Below are 19,163 nucleotides of genomic sequence, written 5' to 3'. Positions count from 1 at the left end.
TATAGCGTAATTATATTATATTACATAATGATGATGAACCGAAAGGCATTTACATTGGTCGAAGTGATAATCGCGGTGGCGGTTATCGCTATCCTTCTCTCTATAGGCCTCCCCCAGTACGCTAAGACGCGCTTCTCATCCAGGAAGACCGTATGCATCAATAATCTCAAACAGATAGACGCGGCCATCGACCAGTGGGCCATAGAACATAACATATCCGACGGTACGATGCCCACCGATGACGTATACAATTACATCAAGAATACTGCTAGGCTGACATGCCCTTCGGGCGGCACCTATGCGCTGCATGAGGTGGGGAGCAAGCCGCAGGTGACTTGCAGTCTGGAAGAGGGTGAAGGGCACAAATTGGCGGAGTGAGCGGTGAAGAATAGTAGAGGCGTTACCCTGGTAGAGACCCTTACGAGCATCGTCCTGTTGAGCATCCTCCTGTGCAGCATCCTGGGCGCATTTTTTGTATCAAAGCTCAGCACCGCCCATGCAAGGCACAGGGTCTCCGCGATGAATATCCTGAGGTCCTATATCGACTACGAGCTGGCATACGGCTACGATGGTGTGAGCGACGGCGACGGTTTCGCCAATCCGCTCGTCGTATCGACTGACGGCACCAATCCTGACCCTATCACCGTCACGATAGACGACCGCGGCACGGTCGACACTTCCGATGACCTCACCGGCACGGTGACCGCGGAGCCCTACTTCCCGCGCAATCTCGAAGACGCCTCGGGCGAGCTCTATTATTACCGGGAGGGAGCTTACAATTACAAGATCATAGGGTTCAATATCCAGTGGAACGAAGATTTTTTCGGCAGGGGGCAGGGTTTTGTCTGCAGAGAGAGGTCGAGTGTATATGTCGCGCGCCATCCGTAGTTCCCGGCAGCGGGGCTTCACCCTCATAGAGGTCATGACGGCCTCGATGATAGCCCTTTATGTCTTCGCGGGCGCATGGGGAATATTCATCATGACCTGGAAGTGGTGGCACGAGACGCTTCCCGTTATAGAGGCAGAGCGCGTTGCGCGCCTGGCCCTGATGTCCATAGTGGAGGGCACCGCCGATCCCACAGCAGGCGTCACCACGATAGGGACTTCGACGCATGCCAGGCGGAACGGTATCATGTGGGCGACTTCGTACGATATCCCGTCGCTCCAGGAAGGCAGGGAGATAGATTTCGACCTGCTGCAGGACGGGGGCACTTCACACGTCAGGGCTTTCTACCTGGATACGGCACAGAACGCGGTTTACTATAGGGACAATGCGAATACCCTCTACAAGATAAACTCGACATCCGGTCTTACGGGCCTGAAGTTCGAAAAGCTGTCCGAGGACTTCGGCGGCACAGGGACGGCGACGGTCCACGACGATATAATTAAAGTGACCGCCACCGTAGAGAAGGATGTAATAGGCACCAGGGGGGTGCCTTATCACATAAAGGTAGAGTACAGCGATACGGTACACCTGGATAACTTATGAGAGTGCATCCGAATATGAGGAATAGAGGTTTCGTCATAATAATAGTAGGCGCGTTCCTGGCCGTCATCATACTTGTAGCGTGGGCGATAATAAATATAGGATGCGGCGAGGTCCTCCAGACGAAGGCGACGAGCGACCAGGACCAGGCGTATTTAGTAGCGAAGTCCGGGGCCGAGCTCATGTACCTTAACCTCTGCTCAAGGGGTGATGAGACGATGACATGGAATACCCTCTTCCAGCCCATAAGCGGCAATATCCAGGTCCCTACCGCAAGCGGCGATATTGTCGTCGGTTCTTTTACCGCCGCCGGGGACAGGGTGGACGGCGATGAGTTCGGTATAATGGCCACAGGCACCGTGAACGGCAAGACGGCGCGGGTCACCGTGCAGTACTACTATTTGCTCGATTTCCAGAGCGCCATCCCTCTCGGCTCGATCGCGGCCATGGAACTGTACGGAAGGAGTTTACTCGGCTTCCTGAAGTCATGGGTCAGGGCAGAGGGGCCGCTCGAGAGCGGATCGACGATCACAAAGAACAGCTATGTGAAGGTCACCGGTGATATCTTTGAAAACCAGTCATTCCAGCCGATCTCCTTCTGGTACGGGTACGCCGTCAACGCTTCAAGCGGAGAGCTGGAGCTATATCAGAAGGCGCCATTTTACACCGTCAGCGATAGCGGAGACCCGACCCATTCATATCTCCAGGACCTGAACGGCGACGGCCAGGTCACGCCTCCCGACGACCTGGGCATAACGGACACGAACGGCGATGGCAGTATAACGGATGCGGATGTGCTGGAGAGCGACCCGGACCGCATCGTCAAGTTAGCGAAGCTCGCGCTATTCAACACCAACGACACTTATCCTGTGGCGTCGAATAGGCCCTCAAGCTATATCGGCTCGATCGACTCAAGCGATGCCTTTTATACATACTATACGTTCGAGCTGAACAAGTTCGGCCTCGGCATAGGGCCGGGGGAGGCGAATTATTATTCGGGCGATCAATCATTCGGACCCTGGACAGTGCCGGAGGGCACCTCTATCATATTTATCGACGGTAATGCTGACATATTATTCAGCGATACGTCCTGGTGGGGTGCGGACATAGACCACGCGGTCATTTCGATGGAAAATATTACGATAGTCCAGCCGACTAACGGCACCGATGACGTGCTCTCCCTGATCGCCTACGGCGATGTCGAGACCGGCGGTGTCAGGGCATTCGGCGGCGTCCGCGGGGATGTGGTGATCTATGCGCATGACGATTTTAATGCGTACTACGGCGGTAGGACCGACGGCACCATATTTTCCGAAGGCAATATATATGTAGATACGGTCCTGCCTATTCCCGGACTTCTGAACCGGGACCTGAACAAGGGTTCTATCGACTGGACGGACTCAGGCCAGCTTCCCCTGGGCCTACCCCCGGGATACGAAGATAATATAGTCACATTTAAATTTACCATCGAAGAGGACGAGTTGACCCACCGTCCTGTATGGCAAAGGGATTAAGAGGATCATGGAAGATAAAAAGCTCCTGTATGTGAATGTCGCTCTGGCCGCAGGCCTTATAGCCATAGTGGTTATGGTATGGAAGACGACCGTATTTACAGAAAAGGGGAAAGCTCTTCCGAAAGAGACGGCCGCCCCCGGAGAAAGGATGAAGAGGCCGGAGATCGTGCCGCAGGCCCCTTATGACATAAGCAAGGTCAAAGAGGCCGGCGCCAGGCCTGTGAAAGAATCTCCCCAGAGCCTCGATGAGGTGTATAAGAATTTTCCGGAAGAGGATGTCGGTGACAATATGATCGAGGGTTGGGCCAGGGTGAACCCCCAGGATAAGACAAAATTTATGGAGACGCTCGACAGGGAGATAATGAAGTCGAAGGAGACCCTGAAAGTTGACCCGAATGACGACAGGGCCAAGGGTCTTTTGGCGGTCTCGGAGATGCTTAAGAAGATGGCGGTGAGCGGTTTTAAATGCAGCGCCAAAGATTTTCCCGCAGACAAACGGCAGAAGGTGTTGAATAAATGACGAACGAGCAGCCCGCAAAGAAGAAGCCCTCCGGCCATGCGAAGAGCAGGGTGGGCCTGGACATCGGCAGCAATCTCGTAAGGATATGCGAGGTATCGCGCACCGCGGAGACGGTGAGCCTGACGGCAGCCGGTGTGAAGAGGGTCGAAGGATCGTCCAAAGAATCCCTTGGGGCCGCGGTAAAGGCGCTTGCCGAAGAGACGAAGGTATCCGCGAAGGATGCGGTCATATCGGTATCCGGGTCATCCGTCATAGTGAGGTTTGTGGCTATGCCGAAGATGAGGGAAGAGGACCTGAAAGGGGCGATAAAATTTGAGGCGGAAAAGTACCTCCCTTTCAACATAAACGAATGCGTGGTCGATTTTCAGATAATACGCAAGATAGAGCAGGAGAATAAGCTGGAGATCCTTCTCGTGGCCGCCAAGAAGGCCTACATAGAAGATCGTATGAAGATAGCGGAGGCGGCCGGTTTTTCGGTGAGTATCATAGACGTGGACAGTTTTGCGATAGTGAACTCATTCCTTAAGAACATGCCGTCCCTCGATCCGGAAAAGGCGTACGCGCTCCTGAATATAGGGGCGGCGCTGACGAACCTGAGCATAGTCCGGGCGGGCACCGTCTGTTTCGTGCGGGATATCGCGATGGGGGGTAACGAGTTCGACGCGGCGATCTCCAGGGGGCTGGCCATCGATCTGAAAGCCGCCTCGGAGTTGAAGCTCTCCCCGGCAGATAAGGCGCCGGATATAGCGCGGTGCACGAAGGCGGTGATAGCCGGGATCCTGGATGAGGCGCGGTTATCGTTCAGCTATTACGAGAATCAGCACGGCAGGGCAGTGGACGAGATATATCTCACGGGCGGCGGCTCCGAGCTAACAGGATTGACGGAACAGTTCGAGGAGACGTTCGGCGCAAAACCGAACCGATGGGACCCGTTCCAGTGTTTTGACAAGAGCGCGCTTTCTGCCGACGCCGCCGCGCTGGATAAGGCGAAAAATTCTTTTGCCGTCGCGACAGGGCTTGCCCTGAGGTGACAGAAATATTATCATGATAGAGATAAACCTGCTCCCGGAAGAGTTAAAGAAGAAGAAGAAAGAGCCGCAGATACAGCTCGAGAAGATAGACCTCTCGAAGCTGAACTTCCAGAATGTGCCCGTCATAAAGATACTCATAGGGACGGCCGCTCTCCTCGTCGCCGTGCCGGTCCTACTCTTCCTGATAGGCATATATGCCACTTCCCACATATCTGCCATGGAGAAGGATTATAAGAAGATCTCGCCCGAGAAGCGTGAGGTCGAGCTCCTGAAATCACAGGTCGACACCATCAATAAGAAGGTGGGGTCCATCGACGAGCTGATGGTGAAACGGTTCAGCTGGGCCAGGAAACTGAACGATCTGGCCGATTCCATGACGCCCGGGATATGGCTCACGGAGCTTTCGTATAATGAAAAGATAGTCGACAGGACCGTAACGATCGACCTCAAGACGCCCAAGGGCAAGGGGCCGGCCAACCCGACGAAATCTATCGTGGAGAAGGTGCCGGTGAAGAACCTCATCATATCCGGCTATGCGACAGGTATGGGAGAGGAAGGGACCGCATCGGTCGGCAAATTCATAAAGAGCCTGAAGGAGAACCCCGATTTTTACAGCGATTTCAGCGACATAGAGCTGGGGTCTATAAAGAGGGACAAGGTGGAAGAGCAGGAAGTCATGAACTTTAAGATAACCTGCCTTTATAAAGAGGCGAAATGATCAATATACCGCTCGACTTCGGAAAGAATAAAAAACAGACGATGATATTCGGCTCCCTCGTCCTGGTCTTTGTCATAGTTGCCTATTTCTACCTTCTCATAGGGCCTCAGGTGACCCGCCTCACGGAATCTCTCAGCGCGATGGGCAAGATGATGGCCGACATAAATACGGCAGAGGCGCTTATAAAGAAGAAGGCCTTGTTCGTGAAGAACATAGAGGAGTATAAAGGGAAGGTCGATTTTTATGAGAAGCGGCTTCCCGCCCAGCAGGAGATACCGAGCCTACTCGAGAACCTGTCGCGTATCGCCCAGGAGGCGAATGTGAAGATACTGGGGATAACCCCGCTTTCCGCTTCTTTAAAGGACCAGCAGGCCCAGAAAGATAAGATATATAACGAGATCCCCATCCTGATAAGCGCCAAGTCCGGGTACCACGAGCTCGGCGTATTTTTAAGCGATCTCGAGAACGCGGACAGGTTCATGAAGGTGGTCGACATAGAGATAAAGGCGAATAAGGTCACGCCCAAGCGGCACGATGTCGAATTGATCGTCTGCACTTATACGCTTGTGGGCGAGAAGAAGAACAGGTGATATGACGTCCAGGATAACTAGAAGAGAGGCATTTACGGCGGCCGTCGCCTTCATACTGGTGGCGACGTTCGCTGTCTCGATACGTCTCGCCGAGAGCGAGGACAGGTTCAGGTATGAAGCGAGAGGCAAGCGGGATCCTTTTGTCTCTTTGGTGGGGCCCGACAAGACGGTCGTCGCAAGCCTCGAGGACATCGTTTCTATTACCGATGTCAACCTTGAAGGTATAGCCGTAGGATCGAACGGTAAAAGGGTGGCGATCATAAACGGCGAGATGACTAAAGAGGGATATTCTGCAGGTATGCTGCAGGTGAAGAAGATAACCAATAAGACCGTTACCCTCGCCATAGGGGGTAAGAGTTACGACATAAATCTGCCGGAAGAGGGAGGAACCAAACGTGAGAAATAAGTCCTGGAGAAGGAAGAGACCATTATTGATATTTACTTTCCTGTGCGCGCTGCCGTTATGCGTCTTCGCCTATTGCATATCTTCTGCCGAAGAGACGGGTAAGGAGACGGTTCCGGCCGAGGCCGTGCCCCCGGCCCAGGAGCCGCAGGTTTCAGCGCCCGCGGAAAAAGCGGCCGGGACAGTTCCGGCCGAGGCCGCGCCTACGGCCGAGACCGCCGCAGCGCCGGATGCAGGACCGGCGAGGCCGGAAGAGCCGGCAGAGGTGGTCATGCCCGGTAACGTCACGGTCAATTTCAAAGGGGCGGATATAAGGACCGTCCTCGCTTATATCTCGGAGGTCTCCGGTGTGGATATAGTGCCGGCGCCGGACGTAAAGGGCCCTGTCGACCTCAAGCTGAACAATAAGCCGTGGAAGGTGGCGCTCGACATCATAGTCCGTAATTACGGCTTCGCGTATGAGCGGGAAGGCGATATCATACGCGTCATAACCGTAGATAAGCTCAAGCAGGAGGAGCTCGTCACCCAGGCCTTCAGTCTGAATTATGGGAAGGCGAAGGATATAGTCACCTCGGTGAAAGATATAGTGAGCGATCGGGGCAAGGTCATGTACGATGACAGGACCAATATAGTCCTCGTCACGGATATACCGACAAACATATATAAGATCGGCGAGGTCATAAGTAAGCTCGACAGGAAGACCGATCAGGTATTGATCGAGGCGCGTGTCATAGAGACGGTGCTCACCGACGAGGAGAAGCTCGGTATCGACTGGAATATAAAGTTCACCGCGAGCGGCGCCAAGAGGCCCATAACCGCGCCCTTCGACTACTATGACGTCGATAATAAACTCCTGTCGAAGTTTACGCCGCTTGTACAGACAGAAGGTGTAGAAAGCAATTTTTCACCGGATGGATCAGGTAGCTCAACCACTACCACGCCGGGCAAATACCCGGCCGGTGCAGACGGCGCCGGAAGCCGCTCGATGGGATTCCCGTACATCGACTATTCGCAGGAGATATTCCAGGACACATTCAAGTTCGGGACGCTCGACTTCTCCGAATTCAAGATGGTACTCGAGTTGATAAAGTCGAGGGCGAATACAGAGGTCGTCTCGAACCCGAGGATCGCGACGCTCAATAACGTCGAGGCCCTCATCAACGTCGGCCAGACGCTCAACCTGCCCAAGTACGAGAGGAACTCCACGACAGGGAAGATGGAGATAACCGGTTACGAGTCGAAGGACCTCGGCATAATACTGAAGGTCACGCCGCACATAAACGAGAAGGGCGAGATAGTCGTAGACCTGGCGCCTCAGATAAGCGACCTCCTGAGATATGATACGCTCGACGCCTCGAGCGGCGTCGTGGCGCCGGTCTTCTCCTCACGGCAGGCGAAGACGCAGATAATGATAAAGGACGGGGAGACGATATTCATAGGGGGCCTGATAAAAGAGAATAACGTCGACGTCAAGAAGAAGGTCCCGTTCATCGGCGACCTGCTCGGGGACGTCCCGTATCTCGGGCTCCTCTTCACCAAGAAGGAGACGACGAAGCAGAAGACGGAGCTCATATTCTTCATAACGGTCAACCTCGTCGTCTCGGGCAAGGAGATAAAGAATATCCCCAGCGTGAGCAAGGCGTATGTGCCTATGTATGACGTGAGCCAGGAAGACGCCGAACGGAAGGCCGACAAGAAGAAGATGAAGAGGAAAAAACTATAACAGGCAATCACATCGTACAGGCCACTAAACTTAAAGTCATATTTTCGAAGACAGGCGACATGCGTTTCATATCACACCTCGACCTCATGCGGCTCTTCCAGCGGGCTTCGCGCAGGGCATGCCTTCCGGTCGCGATAACCAAAGGGTTCAGCCCCCACCTTAAGATAAGTGTCCTGAATGCGCTGAAATTGGGCAGGGAGAGTCAGGCGGAAGAGGCCGTATTCGATATGTCGGCCCCGGTCGAGCCAGGACTTTTCATCGAGTCCATGAACAATATGCTGCCCGCGGGCGTGCGTATAAAAGAAGCTAAGGAGACAGGATAGATAATGGCAAGAGAGATATATATAAATGTAACACCGCACGAAAAGAGGGTCGCCGTAATGGCGGATAAACGCCTCGAAGAGTTTTATATCGAACGCTCGGATACCGTGAACCTGGTCGGCAACGTATATAAAGGCAGGGTCGAGGCGGTCCTGCCCGGGATGGGGGCCGCATTCGTCGATATGGGGCTGGAGAAGAACGGGTTCCTCTACGTCACCGACGTTGTTACCGGGCAGTCGAGTTATGAGAAGTTGCTGGGTGAGTCGTCGGAGGATATCGAGGGGGCGAGGCAGGAGAAGGGCAGAGAGAACCAATCGATAAGCGCCCTCCTGAAGAAAGGCGACGAGGTGCTCGTCCAGGTCGTGAAGGAGCCGATCGGGACGAAGGGTCCGCGCCTTACGACGCATATCAGCATACCGGGGCGGTTCATCGTCCTGATGCCGTTCGATAACCACATAGGCATCTCCAAACGCATAGAGGACAGGAAAGAGCGCGACAGGATACGGAAGATACTGGAGGAGCTGAAACTGCCGAAAGATATGGGGTTCGTCGTGAGGACGGCGGCGATAGGGGCGAGCCAGAAGGACTTTTTCCGGGAGACGAGGTATCTCATACGGCTGTGGCAGCAGATAAAAGAGAGGGCCAGGCGCGCCAGGCCTCCCCAGCTGGTCCATAAAGAGTATGACCTCATCCTCAGGGTGGTGCGTGATATATTCACGGCCGATTTCGGCAAGATAGAGGTCGATTCGAGGGATGAGTTCAAAGAGATAAACAGGTTCCTGAGCATATATTCACCGCACCTTAGGCCGCGCCTCAGGTTTTACGGCGGGACGACGCCTCTCTTCGAGAAATTCGAGGTCGAACCGCAGATAGAGAAGATATATAACCGTATCGTAGGGCTTAAGAGCGGCGGCTACCTCATATTCGACGAGACGGAGAGCCTCGTCGCGATCGACGTCAATTCCGGCAAGTTCGTAGGCAGGAGGAACCTCGAGGAGACCGTATTCAAGACGAATATGGAGGCGGCGCAGGAGGTGCCGCGCCAGCTGAAGCTCCGGGACCTCGGGGGCATCATAATAATCGACTTCATCGACATGGAGGTGCCCGAACACAGGAGGGCCGTCTCCAAGGCGCTTGAGAGGGCCATCGAGAACGACAAGGCAAAGACGAACATACTCAATATATCGAGCATAGGGCTTGTCGAGATGACCCGCCAGAGGGTCCGTAAGAGCATAGAGGGGAAGAGCTACCAGAAGTGCCCGTACTGTAACGGCCGGGGCGTGATAAAGTCCGTCTCCACCGTGGCGATAGAGCTCTTCAGGAAGCTCGAGAGCTTCCTGGCCGGCACGAGGGCGCGCGAGGTATTCGTATCGCTCCATCCCGACGTCGCCGCCGAGAGCTCGCTCCCTTCTCGCAACATGATCAGGCCTCTCGAAAAGCGGTTCAGGAAGAGCATCCGCATCATCGAAGACCCCAACCTCCACATCGAAGAGATCCGTATAGAGGAAGGCAGGGGGTAGGATTTTTAAGGGTCCTGCAGGTTGATTTCCGATTTCCAATGTCAGATCCGGACGTGCTTGACGGGAAAGGGGCCGATATGGTATAGTATTCGGCCTAACTACATGGGGGTGTTCAATGTACGCAGTTGTGGAAACAGGCGGGAAACAGTATAAAGTAGCCAAGAACGATGTGCTCCTGGTCGAAAAGCTGAAGGCCAAAGAAGGCGCCGAGGTGAAACTCGGCAAGGTCCTTATCCTGAAGGAAGGCAACTCCGTCCACTTTGGGACGCCGCACGTAAAGGGGGCGCATGTGATATGCGAGGCGCTCGGCACGGTACGGGGCGACAAGGTCATCGCCTTCAAGTATAAGAGGCGGAAGAGCGAGAAGAAGAAGATAGGCCACAGGCAGGATTACACCAGGATAAAAGTCAAAGAGATCGAGATAGCGAAAGGATAAGAGGTAGCTATATGGCTCACATGATAAACGGACGCGACGGTCAGCCTAAGAACCTGGGGATCAAGCGTTTCAGCGCCCAGAAGGTGAAGGCCGGCACGATAATACTGAAGCAGCACGGCCGCGTATTCAAGCCGGGGCGTAACGTCGGCGCCGGCAGGGACGACACGCTCTACGCGCTCATCGACGGGAAGGTCGTCTTCGGCCAGAGCAAGGTTGTAAGCGTCGTCAAATCCGCAAAATAATGTTCATAGATGAAACAAAGATCTACATCAAGGCCGGATCCGGCGGTAACGGCTGCCACAGCTTTTACCGCGATAAGTGGAACAGGGTCGGGTGGCCCGACGGAGGCAGGGGCGGTGACGGCGGAGATGTGGTCTTCCTTGTCGACAGGAACGTCCACACGCTTTTAGACTTCCAATATCAGCAGCACTTTACCGCAGAATCCGGATCGCACGGCAGCTCAAGCAATAAAAAAGGGAAGAGAGGGACGGACCTTTTAGTGAGGGTGCCGGCCGGCACCACCATAAGGGACCTGACCCATGATATAGTCCTGCGTGACCTCGTAAAAGAGGGCGAGTCGGTCGTCATCGCGCGGGGAGGGCACGGCGGTCGCGGGAATTCGCGCGGCCGGTCGAATGAAAAAGGCTTCCCCGGAGAAGAGAAGACGATCATGCTTGAGCTGAAGCTCATAGCCGACGCGGGGATCATCGGCTATCCGAACGCGGGAAAGTCGACGCTCATATCGCGCATATCGAGCGCGCACCCAAAGATCGCCGGTTACCCGTTCACGACCAAAGCGCCGGTCCTGGGCGTTGTGAAGATGTACGCCGGCGCGCATTTTGTGATCGCCGAGATACCCGGCCTCATCGAGGGTGCGCACCTCGGAAAGGGGCTTGGGGACAGGTTCCTGCGGCACGTGGAACGGACGAAGGTGCTTCTCCACCTGGTGGACATATCGGGGTGGGAGGGGAGGGACCCGGCGGGCGATTACAGGAAACTGAACAAAGAACTAAAGCTCTACAGCAGGGAACTCGGCGCGAAACCGCAGATCGTCGCGCTGAATAAAACGGACCTCCCTGAGGCCAAAAAGAATATACAGAAGTTCAAAAAGGCGTTCCCGCGGCTGAAGGTATTTCCGGTATCGGCCGAAACGGGCGAGGGGATAAAAGAGCTGCTCACGGCTATATATAAAAAGGTCAGGGCAGAGAGAAAAAATGGCTAAATATAAGAGGGTAGTGGTAAAGGTAGGGACTAAGGTCATCACGTCAAAAGAGCGGACGCTCGACAGGGAGAGGATACGTAACCTCGTCGAGCAGCTATCCGACGTGAGAGACCGCGGGACGGAGGTCCTCCTGGTGACTTCGGGGGCCATCGGCGCCGGAATGGGGCTCCTCGGGTTGAAGAAGAGGCCTGCCCTCCTTTCGGAGCTTCAGGCCTCCGCGGCCATAGGGCAGGGCCACCTCATGCAATTTTACAGCGAGTACTTCAGGGCGCGCTCCTACCTTACGGGCCAGATACTCCTGACCCAGGAAGACCTTAACGACAGGAAGCGCTACCTTAATATCAAACACACCATACTCGCGCTTCTCGGCCACGGCGTCATCCCGGTCATAAACGAGAACGACACCGTTTCGACAGACGAGATAAAGTGCGGCGATAACGACCGCCTCTCCGCGCTCGTCGCGGACCTGTGCGGCGCGGATATGCTGATACTCCTTACCGATGTGGACGGCCTCCTGGACGAAGACGGACGTGTCATAAAGTTCGTGGAAGAGATAAACTCACGTGTAGCGAAGCTGGGCGGCGCAAGCCGCTGTGACCTCGGCACCGGCGGGATGGCCACCAAGCTCGCGGCCGCCAGGAGCGCATGCGAGGCGGGCATGGAATGCGTCATAGCCAACGGCACAAAGAAGGGCATCATACCCGACATACTGGACGGAAAGGCCGCAGGCACCGCATTCAAGTGCCAGGGAGTGAAGTTCCTCGCGAAGAAGAGGTGGATAGCGTTTTCATCCAGGACAAAAGGCCGTATCGAGGTGGATGACGGCGCCAGGGAAGCGCTCTCGCGGAAAGACAGGAGCCTCCTGGCATCCGGTGTGCTCGCGGTGAGCGGTGACTTCTCCCAGGGCGACGCCGTCAGCGTAGTCGACAGGAACGGAAAAGAGTTCGCCCGCGGGCTGGTTAACTACTCCTCGGAGGCGGCCGCCAAGATAAAGGGGCTGAAGACCTCCGCCTTCAAGGCCGTCCTGGGTTATAAGGGGCCCGACGAAGTCATACATAAAGACAACCTGGTGATATTATGAGCGCACGCGATAACGTTAAGGTGATGTGCAATGAGGCAAAAGAGGCCTCGAGGGCGCTGGCGCTCATCGATACGGCGGTCAAGGATAAGATCATCGTTTCGATGGCCGATGCCCTCAGGAAGAACGAGTCATCCATACTAAGGGAGAATGAAAAGGACGTCGCCCGGGCGCGCGAAAGACGGCTTTCCGGGGCCCTCATCGACAGACTGCTCCTGGACCCTTCAAGGATACGCAAAATGGCCGACTCGCTCGTCTCGATCTCCAGATTGAAAGATCCGGTCGGCGGCCTTATCTCAAGCACGCGCCGGCCCAACGGCCTCCGTATCGAAAAGGTGCGTGTCCCCATAGGGGTGATACTCATCATATACGAATCCCGCCCTAACGTGACGAGCGACTGCGCGGGGCTCTGCCTGAAGTCGGGTAACGCCGTGATCCTGAGAGGCGGGAGCGAGGCGATACATTCGAATATCGCCGTATACGAGGCGCTCGAGAAGGCGGCGATATCTCATGGGTTGCCCCGCGGGGCGATGAAGATGGTCCGGCATACCGACAGGGGCATAGTGGACGAGCTTTTGACGCAGGACGGGCTGATAGACCTCGTCATGCCGCGCGGAGGCGAATCCCTTATCAGGGAGGTGGCAAAGAGGTCGCGGATACCGGTCATCAAGCATTACAAGGGCGTATGCCACACCTACGTAGACAAGGCCGCAGACCTCGAGATGGCCCGGGAGATATGTCTCAATGCCAAGGTCCAGCGTCCGGGCGTCTGCAATGCCATGGAGACGATGCTTGTGCACAGGAAGATAGCGGGAGAGTTCCTCCCCGGCATGCTCAGGCGCCTGATAGGCGAGGGGGTGGAGATACGGGGATGCGCCGAGACGAGGCGCATCGTGAGGGGCGTGCTGCCCGCCTCCGAAGCCGACTGGTACACCGAGTACCTTGACCTGATCCTTTCGGTCAAGGTGGTGAAAGACGTAGACGGCGCCATAGAGCACATCATGAAGTACGGGTCGTACCATTCGGATGCCATAGTTACGGGCGACAAGAAGACGGCCGAAAAGTTTTTGCGTGAAGTCGATTCTGCCTGCGTGTATGTGAATGCCTCGACCCGTTTCACCGACGGCGGAGAGTTCGGGAAGGGCGCGGAAATAGGTATCTCTACCGACAAGATCCATGCCAGGGGCCCCATGGGGCTCGAAGAGCTGACGTCGTACAAGTACGTGGTGCGGGGGAACGGGCAGGTCCGGAGATGATATGCGCATAGGTATACTGGGAGGGACGTTCGACCCGATACACATGGGTCACCTGATACTTGCGGAAGAGGCATGTTTCAAGCTCAAGCTGGACAAGGTCATATTCGTCCCGACTTATCTATCGCCGCACAAAGAGTCGGGTCCCGTCGTCTCTGCCGAGGACCGCTTCAGGATGACGGAGCTGGCGATAGAGGATAACCCGGCCCTCGAGGCGTCGCGTTTCGAGATAGATGCCAGGAAAAGGTCGTATTCCATAGATACACTGAAGGAATTCAGGGCCAAATACGGCCAGGAGAGCCAGCTATATTTTATCACCGGGTCCGATTCCCTGAAGGACCTCTTCTCCTGGAAGGACGTGAACGAGATATTCAAGATATCCAAGTTCATCGTGGCGAACCGCCCCGGCTACCCTTTCCAGGATGTCCCGAAAGAGGTGGATACGGTGGTCATAACGCCCATAGAGGTCTCTTCGCACGACATAAGGAAGCGGGTAAAAGAGGGCAGGTCCATACGCTACCTGGTCCCCGAGAAGGTGCGCCGTTACATCGCGGATCATAAGTTATACCGGTAGAGACATGGGCCTCCTGCAGGGGTAATGGAGGATATCCCCTTGACAAGGGGCAGATCTTCTGATAAACTAGCACAAAAGTATTGAAATAGGGCATAGAAAGATCAAAGGGGGTGATATAGATGGCAGAGATAGGATATTGCGTAAAGTGCAAAGCCAAGAAAGAGATGAAGGACACCCAGAAAGTCACCATGAAGAACAAGCGCCAGGCAATGAAGGGCAAATGCACAACTTGCGGTACTGGGATGTATAAGATAATGAAATAATCCGGCTTTATCAGAAGAATTATACAGATTGCAGAGTTGCAGGGTGCTGCCCCGCCTGAATGCTGAGGGTCATGACTCAGTGCGGGATCCCGCCTTGAGTCGCCCACAAAGCATTCTTAGGCGGGATAATCTTTTTATGAGCCGTTTATCGGGGTATATTTTTTTGGTATCGGAAAGAGGTGATATCTTATCATAGGGAAAAGGAAGGCCTCGGCGATCGCCAGGGCCGCATCGGATAAAAAAGGGCGCGACATAGTCATCATGGATATGCGCAAGGTCCCCAGCGTCTCGGACTATTTTGTCGTTTCGAGCGGCACATCCACTACGCAGGTAAAGGCCATATCGGACAATATCAGAAGAGTGCTGAGGGAAAAGGGCGAGAAGCTGTGGCATTCCGAAGGGGAGCGAGAGGCCCTCTGGATAGTGCTCGATTACGGCGATGTCGTGGCCCACATCTTCGGTGAAGAGACGAGACATTTTTATGATCTCGAAAAGCTGTGGAGCGATATACCGCAGGAGCGCTTCAGGGAGAAGACAGGGAAGGCCGTGCCCCGGAGGAAGGCGCGCGTCCTGAAGAAGAAAAAAAAGAAGAAGAGAGCCAGGCGTTAAGATGCATTATGGCGGGATCGAAAGCAGGATAATCTCGGTTTTGGAGCGGTCCGTAAAGAAGGCCCTCGCGGACCTCAATGCCTCCGCGGTCCTCCCGGATGGCGTGAAGCCCGAACTGGAGATCCCGAAAGAGAGGTCGCACGGCGACCTGGCTTCGAATATCGCCCTCAGGTTATCCAAGGCCGCCGGCCAGAACCCTCTCGTTATCGCCGAACATATCAAAAGGTCATTCGAAGAAGATCTCGCCTCCTCCCATATAAAGGGCGAGATAGACCGCGTTGAGATAAAACCGCCCGGGTTCATCAATTTCTTTCTCAGCGGGGCCCACCTGTATAAGTCACTGCTTGAGATAAAGAGGAAGAAGGGCAATTTCGGGCGTATGGCCCTGGGGAGGAAGACGAAACTGCAGGTGGAATTCGTGAGCGCCAACCCCACCGGCCCCCTCACCATAGCGCATGCCCGCCAGGCAGCCATAGGGGACAGCCTCGCCAATATACTCGAATTCGCCGGCTACAAAGTCACCAGGGAATATTATATAAATGACGAAGGCACCCAGATGGATATACTGGGCAATTCCATCAGGGTCCGGTACCTTGAGCTTTGCGGGGTGAAGGAAGATTTCCCGCAGGACGGGTACAAGGGCTCCTATGTCATGGATATAGCGAAGGATCTCAAAAAGAAGTTCGGCAGGAAATATATCAAAGAGAATAAGCTCGACCCGTTCAGGGAGTTCGGGCTGGCCTGGATCATGCGCGACATAAGGGATGACCTGAAGAGCTTCGGAGTCGATTTTGACGTATGGTACAGCCAGAGGAGATTGCGTAAGTCCGGCAAGATAGACAGGGTGATCGCCGTACTGAAGGAGAAGGGATATATTTACGAAAAAGAAGGCGCCGTCTGGTTCAAGTCGAGCGCGTTCGGCGACGATAAGGACAGGGTGGTATTCAAGTCCGACGGCAAGATGACCTATCTCACCTCCGATATAGCCTACCATCTAGACAAATACAGGAGGGGTTTTAAACGCATAGTCGACATATGGGGCCCCGACCACCACGGATATATCCCGCGCATGAAGGCGGCGGTCGCGGCGCTCGGTTACCACGCCGGCTCTCTCTCCGTGCTCATAGTACAGCTCGCCACGCTCTTCAGGAACGGCCAGGTCGTCTCTATGTCCACCAGGGCCGGCGAGTTCGTGACCCTGCGCGAGGTGAGGGAGGAGGTCGGGAAGGATGTAGCCAGGTTCTGTTTCCTGATGAGAAGGATCTCGAGCCATCTCGACTTTGACCTTGAGTCGGTCAAGAAAGAGTCGATGGAGAACCCCGTCTATTATATCCAGTACGCTCATGCCAGGATATGGTCGATCCTCGATTACGGTAAAAAGATAAGGGGGCCGGCGAAGTATGATTCATCCCTGCTTAAAGAAGCGGAAGAGCTCGAGCTCCTGCGCATAATGCGCAGGTTCCCTCTCATCGTGGCCCTGAGCTCGGATTCTCTCGACCCGTATATAGTGCTCCAATACCTGCAGGACCTTGCCGCTATCTTCCATTCCTTCTACACAAAGCACAGGGTTGTCAGCGACGATCTCGAATTGACGAGGGCGCGGCTCGTCCTGGTCGATTGCGCCAGGATAGTGCTCGCGAACGGCCTGGGCCTCCTCGGCGTCTCGCTCCCTAAAAAGATGTAGCTGACAGCTGATAGCTGAAAGCTGACACATGTTCGACTCCATAAAGATCTACCTGAACGAAGAGATCGACACCGAGAAATTGCTTTCGGATATCGTCGAATACGGCTATCGTTCGTGCAGGAGGGTCGCCGAAGAAGGCGACTTTGCCGCCGTAGGAGACACGATCACCGTCTATCCCGTCACCTTCGAGTATCCGCTCCGGATAGAGCTCGAAGGGAACTGCGTTAAAAAGATCCGCAGCCTCGACCCGCTGACCTACGAGGTCATACAGGACCACTCCGTCGCGATACTCCTTCCCATACGCGGCATATTCAAACATAAGATAGAGGGCCGGCGCCGCGGCACCTCCGGTGAATCCCCGATAGACAACTTCGTAGATATAGAATCGGGCGACTACGTCGTGCATGTGGACCACGGCATAGGCCGTTACATGGGGGTGGAGAAGGTAAAGGTCGAAAAGAGATACACAGACCATTTCGTCATAGAGTACGCCGACGGCGACAAGCTTTACGTCCCGCACACAGACCTCCATAAGATACAGAAATATCTCGGTTTCGAAAGAAGACCCCCCAAGCTCTATAAGCTCGGTGCGAAGATATGGGCCCGCGTCAAGGAGCGGGCCAGGAAGGGCGTGGAGAAGGTGGCCGTAGAGCTCCTCGATCTGCAGGCGCGCCGCGCCGCCAGCCAGGGGTTCGCCTTCTCGAAAGATACCGAATGGCAGAAGGAGCTCGAGGCGGCGTTCCCGTATAAGGAGACGCCCGACCAGACGCGCGCGACCGCGGAATTGAAACTGGACATGGAGGCCCGGAAACCGATGGACCGTCTCCTGTGCGGCGATGTCGGATACGGGAAGACGGAAGTGGCCCTCCGGTCGGCATTCAAGGCGGTGATGAACAATAAACAGGTCGCCATCCTCGTGCCGACCACGATACTCGCGGAACAGCATTTCAATACCTTCTCCTCCCGTATGAAAAAGTATCCCGTGAACGTAGAGATGCTGTCGCGGTTCAGGACGACGGGCGAGCAGTCACGTATAATCGAAGGAGTCGCGAGCGGGGCCGTGGACATCATCATAGGTACCCACCGTCTGCTCTCCCGCGATATGCGTTTCAAGGACCTGGGCCTCGTGATCATAGATGAGGAACAGCGGTTCGGCGTGCGTCACAAGGAGCACCTCAAGAAGCTCCGCGCGACCGTGGACATACTGACCCTTACCGCGACGCCCATACCCAGGACGCTCTACCTGGCGCTCATGGGCGGCAGGGATATATCCGTAATAAATACGCCGCCGTCCGAGCGTCTTCCGGTCGAGACGGTAGTGACGCATTACGACGAGAAACTCATACGCGAGGCGGTCATGCGCGAGAAAGGGCGGGGCGGGCAGGTCTTCTTTCTCCATAACAGGGTCCAGGATATCGAGGTGATCGCCCGCTCGCTGAAGGCGCTTGTGCCGGAGGCGAAGATAGTGGTCGCGCACGGCCAGATGTCGGAACGGCTTCTCGAGGAGACGATGCTGAAGTTCATAAAAGGCGGGATCGACTGCCTCGTCTCTACGACGATCATCGAGTCCGGGATAGACATACCGAATGCCAATACCATAATAATAAACAGGGCCGATACCTTCGGCCTGGCCGACCTTTATCAGCTCCGGGGCAGGGTAGGCCGGTTCACGCGCAAGGCGTACGCGTACCTCCTGATCCCGAAGAGGTTCGTCCTGAGCCAGGAGTCGCAGAAACGGCTCCACGCTATCATGAAATTCCAGGAGCTCGGCTCCGGGTTCAAGCTGGCCATGGAGGACCTCGAGATACGCGGGGCGGGGAACCTGCTCGGCGTAGAGCAGCACGGCTACATACACGCGGTCGGGTTCGACCTCTATTGCCGCCTCCTCAAGAGCGCCATCGATGGGTATGGAAAGGAAAGGTAGCGTAAAATATTTTGTGCAGGCCATAGAAGTTACGGTCCCTGCCGCACTTCAGGGTCCTGTTCACGGCCTGAATTTTTTCGCCGTGCACTGCGGTTTACGTCTCGCGAATTTGCAGGAATTCCCTCGGCCTTTGTATCAATAACTCGTTACTTGATAAATCCCCTCTGTACGGGTGCATATATCCTTTCATCTCTTGCCTCGGTCAGTTCCTGCATTCGCTCGACGTAAATTCCGCCTTCGCATTCAATGCTAAATAGGCCGGGTGCTTCGGCGGATTTCGCCGAAGGTTATCTA

Annotated in this window: 22 protein-coding genes; all 22 read left to right on the top strand. The window is 55.1% G+C overall.

Annotation, left to right across the window (positions count from 1 at the left end; translation table 11 throughout):
- The first annotated feature begins 27 nt into the window (after positions 1-27).
- The 22 genes from WC515_01595 (at position 28) to mfd (ending at position 18,869) form a co-directional block, all read left to right on the top strand.
- A complete protein-coding gene (locus WC515_01595) occupies positions 28-378 on the top strand; it encodes a prepilin-type N-terminal cleavage/methylation domain-containing protein (protein ID MFA5146060.1) in 351 nt (116 codons plus the stop codon).
- Positions 379-381: 3 nt separating this feature from the next.
- Positions 382-888, top strand: coding sequence for a prepilin-type N-terminal cleavage/methylation domain-containing protein (locus WC515_01590; GenBank protein MFA5146059.1), 507 nt, complete (start codon positions 382-384; stop codon positions 886-888).
- The gene (locus tag WC515_01585) at positions 869-1,489 is read left to right on the top strand and encodes a prepilin-type N-terminal cleavage/methylation domain-containing protein (protein ID MFA5146058.1); all 621 of its coding nucleotides are present in this window, start codon (positions 869-871) and stop codon (positions 1,487-1,489) included. The genes WC515_01590 and WC515_01585 overlap by 20 nt, the downstream gene beginning before the upstream one ends.
- A 14-nt stretch (positions 1,490-1,503) precedes the next feature.
- Complete coding sequence (locus tag WC515_01580) at positions 1,504-3,000, top strand: hypothetical protein (GenBank protein ID MFA5146057.1); 1,497 nt, start codon at positions 1,504-1,506, stop codon at positions 2,998-3,000.
- 7 nt (positions 3,001-3,007) lie between these two features.
- A complete protein-coding gene (locus tag WC515_01575) occupies positions 3,008-3,520 on the top strand; it encodes a hypothetical protein (protein ID MFA5146056.1) in 513 nt (170 codons plus the stop codon).
- On the top strand, positions 3,517-4,551 hold the full coding sequence (pilM, locus tag WC515_01570) for a type IV pilus assembly protein PilM (GenBank protein ID MFA5146055.1): 1,035 nt from the start codon (positions 3,517-3,519) through the stop codon (positions 4,549-4,551). Before WC515_01575 ends, pilM begins: the two co-directional genes overlap by 4 nt.
- Positions 4,552-4,564: 13 nt before the next feature.
- A complete protein-coding gene (locus WC515_01565; GenBank protein MFA5146054.1) occupies positions 4,565-5,269 on the top strand; it encodes a PilN domain-containing protein in 705 nt (234 codons plus the stop codon).
- Positions 5,266-5,859, top strand: coding sequence for a type 4a pilus biogenesis protein PilO (gene pilO / locus WC515_01560; protein ID MFA5146053.1), 594 nt, complete (start codon positions 5,266-5,268; stop codon positions 5,857-5,859). Before WC515_01565 ends, pilO begins: the two co-directional genes overlap by 4 nt.
- 1 nt (position 5,860) lies before the next feature.
- The gene (locus tag WC515_01555) at positions 5,861-6,265 is read left to right on the top strand and encodes a hypothetical protein (GenBank protein MFA5146052.1); all 405 of its coding nucleotides are present in this window, start codon (positions 5,861-5,863) and stop codon (positions 6,263-6,265) included.
- On the top strand, positions 6,255-7,985 hold the full coding sequence (locus tag WC515_01550; GenBank protein ID MFA5146051.1) for a secretin N-terminal domain-containing protein: 1,731 nt from the start codon (positions 6,255-6,257) through the stop codon (positions 7,983-7,985). The genes WC515_01555 and WC515_01550 overlap by 11 nt, the downstream gene beginning before the upstream one ends.
- On the top strand, positions 7,982-8,308 hold the full coding sequence (locus WC515_01545; GenBank protein ID MFA5146050.1) for a TIGR03936 family radical SAM-associated protein: 327 nt from the start codon (positions 7,982-7,984) through the stop codon (positions 8,306-8,308). The genes WC515_01550 and WC515_01545 overlap by 4 nt, the downstream gene beginning before the upstream one ends.
- A 3-nt stretch (positions 8,309-8,311) precedes the next feature.
- Positions 8,312-9,826, top strand: a complete 1,515-nt coding sequence (locus WC515_01540; protein MFA5146049.1) for an Rne/Rng family ribonuclease — start codon at positions 8,312-8,314, stop codon at positions 9,824-9,826.
- A gap of 115 nt (positions 9,827-9,941) precedes the next feature.
- Positions 9,942-10,262, top strand: coding sequence for a 50S ribosomal protein L21 (rplU, locus tag WC515_01535; GenBank protein ID MFA5146048.1), 321 nt, complete (start codon positions 9,942-9,944; stop codon positions 10,260-10,262).
- Positions 10,263-10,273: 11 nt separating this feature from the next.
- Complete coding sequence (locus WC515_01530) at positions 10,274-10,504, top strand: 50S ribosomal protein L27 (GenBank protein MFA5146047.1); 231 nt, start codon at positions 10,274-10,276, stop codon at positions 10,502-10,504.
- A complete protein-coding gene (gene obgE, locus WC515_01525) occupies positions 10,504-11,484 on the top strand; it encodes a GTPase ObgE (GenBank protein ID MFA5146046.1) in 981 nt (326 codons plus the stop codon). The genes WC515_01530 and obgE overlap by 1 nt, the downstream gene beginning before the upstream one ends.
- On the top strand, positions 11,477-12,565 hold the full coding sequence (gene proB / locus WC515_01520; protein MFA5146045.1) for a glutamate 5-kinase: 1,089 nt from the start codon (positions 11,477-11,479) through the stop codon (positions 12,563-12,565). The genes obgE and proB overlap by 8 nt, the downstream gene beginning before the upstream one ends.
- Positions 12,562-13,818 (top strand): glutamate-5-semialdehyde dehydrogenase, encoded by a 1,257-nt coding sequence (locus WC515_01515; protein MFA5146044.1) that lies wholly within the window; start codon positions 12,562-12,564, stop codon positions 13,816-13,818. The genes proB and WC515_01515 overlap by 4 nt, the downstream gene beginning before the upstream one ends.
- Before the next feature lies 1 nt (position 13,819).
- Positions 13,820-14,389, top strand: a complete 570-nt coding sequence (gene nadD / locus WC515_01510; GenBank protein ID MFA5146043.1) for a nicotinate-nucleotide adenylyltransferase — start codon at positions 13,820-13,822, stop codon at positions 14,387-14,389.
- A gap of 119 nt (positions 14,390-14,508) precedes the next feature.
- Positions 14,509-14,652 (top strand): DUF5679 domain-containing protein, encoded by a 144-nt coding sequence (locus tag WC515_01505; protein ID MFA5146042.1) that lies wholly within the window; start codon positions 14,509-14,511, stop codon positions 14,650-14,652.
- Between the two features lie 189 nt (positions 14,653-14,841).
- Positions 14,842-15,261: a ribosome silencing factor gene (gene rsfS / locus WC515_01500; GenBank protein ID MFA5146041.1), complete on the top strand. Its 420-nt coding sequence runs from the start codon at positions 14,842-14,844 to the stop codon at positions 15,259-15,261.
- Position 15,262: 1 nt separating this feature from the next.
- Positions 15,263-16,945, top strand: coding sequence for an arginine--tRNA ligase (gene argS, locus WC515_01495; GenBank protein MFA5146040.1), 1,683 nt, complete (start codon positions 15,263-15,265; stop codon positions 16,943-16,945).
- A gap of 28 nt (positions 16,946-16,973) precedes the next feature.
- Positions 16,974-18,869: a transcription-repair coupling factor gene (gene mfd, locus WC515_01490; GenBank protein MFA5146039.1), complete on the top strand. Its 1,896-nt coding sequence runs from the start codon at positions 16,974-16,976 to the stop codon at positions 18,867-18,869.
- The last annotated feature ends 294 nt before the right edge of the window (positions 18,870-19,163 follow it).

The sequence above is a fragment of the Candidatus Omnitrophota bacterium genome, from assembly GCA_041650805.1.
In the GTDB taxonomy this organism is placed as follows: domain Bacteria; phylum Omnitrophota; class Gorgyraeia; order 2-01-FULL-45-10; family 2-01-FULL-45-10; genus JBAZKM01.
Note: the sequence above shows the minus strand (reverse complement) of the source record. Positions and strands in the feature narration are given on the sequence as shown.